The sequence below is a fragment of the Corallococcus sp. 4LFB genome (genome assembly GCF_046520365.1).
GTDB lineage: Bacteria > Myxococcota > Myxococcia > Myxococcales > Myxococcaceae > Corallococcus > Corallococcus caeni.
Genome location: NZ_JBKGHJ010001051.1, coordinates 1 through 1,126, shown reverse-complemented (window position 1 = coordinate 1,126; position 1,126 = coordinate 1). Strand labels below are relative to the sequence as shown.

The following is a 1,126-nucleotide window of genomic DNA, read 5'->3' as shown; positions in this document are numbered from 1 at the left end:
CGGCCGCGCAGCCGCAGCAGCGCAACGCCCGGGGTGGGCAGGCGGCGCAGCAGGCCTCGAAGTCCGCTCAGGCACAGGCTCCCGCGAAGGGCGCGGAGGCGGACGAGCGCTCGCTGCAGGTCGAGGAGGATCCGGCGTTCCGGGAGGCCGTCCGCAAGCTCGCGGAGAAGTCCGCCAGCCTGGGACGCTTCTATGCGTTCGCCGCGATGAAGACTGAGGACCGCGCGCGCGTCCTGAAGGCAGTAGAAGGAATGGGTGGAGTGAAGGTGGCGGCGGAAGGTGAAGGCCGCAACCGACGCGTGGTGTTCACCCCGGCGAAGCCCGCCCCGATGCCCAAGCGGAGCCTGCTGCCGGACGACGACGAAGACGACGTCGACGCCTGAGCAGGTGCCCGCTCGGGGCCGCCGGCGGGCGTGAGAGGAGCGAATGGGTAAGGCGAAGGGATTGAAAGACAAGCTGTATGGCGCGGCGGTGCTGAAGATGAGCTTCCGCCTGCGAGGGGACGAAGAGTCCCCGGCCTTCCGCTTCGTCTATCCGGGCGTGCTGCGCGACCTGGAGGTCGACGACGCCGAGGTGGAGAAGTACATCGAGCAGCACCGCGACGACGTGGAGCGCGCCGCCCGCGGCTCCACCCCGCCGCAGGGGCCCCGGTAGGACTTCGGGGCGGGCGTCATGCGCGTGCGACCGTCTTCCGGTGGCCTCCCTGCCCCGCCATGACGCCTGAGTCCGCCACCATCGTCGCGCTCGCCACCGCGCCCGCCGCGGGGGCGGTGGGCATCCTCCGGGTGTCCGGACCGGCCGCGCTGGAGGTGGGCCATGGGCTCGCGCCTGGGGTTCCGGCGTCCCCGACTCCGCGCCATGCGTACCTGGCGTCGTTCGTGGACGCGGCGGGCGGGGTGCTGGACGAGGGCCTGTTCCTCTACTTCCAGGCCCCCCGGTCCTTCACCGGCGAGGACGTGGTGGAGCTGCACGCGCATGGCAGCCCGCGCCTCCTGCGGCTGCTGCTCGCGCGGGCGCTGGAGGACGCGCGCGTGCGTCCGGCGCTCCCCGGGGAGTTCACCCGGCGCGCGTTCCTCCACGGCCGCATCGACCTGACCCGCGCGGAGGCGGTCGCGGACCTGGTGGC

General features: G+C 73.1%; 1 protein-coding gene and 2 pseudogenes. All 3 read left to right on the top strand.

Annotated elements, in window-relative coordinates; translation table 11 throughout:
- A pseudogene (locus ACLEQD_RS43965) lies at positions 1-383 on the top strand (hypothetical protein); the annotation flags it as partial.
- 43 nt (positions 384-426) lie between these two features.
- On the top strand, positions 427-654 hold the full coding sequence (locus ACLEQD_RS43960; RefSeq protein WP_171421360.1) for a hypothetical protein: 228 nt from the start codon (positions 427-429) through the stop codon (positions 652-654).
- Between the two features lie 59 nt (positions 655-713).
- A pseudogene (locus ACLEQD_RS43955) lies at positions 714-1,126 on the top strand (tRNA uridine-5-carboxymethylaminomethyl(34) synthesis GTPase MnmE); the annotation flags it as partial.

Coding starts and splice junctions, on each gene's coding strand:
- ACLEQD_RS43960 (WP_171421360.1), top strand. CDS start 427: ATGGGTAAGGCGAAGGGATTGAAAGACAAGCTGTATGGCGCGGCGGTG.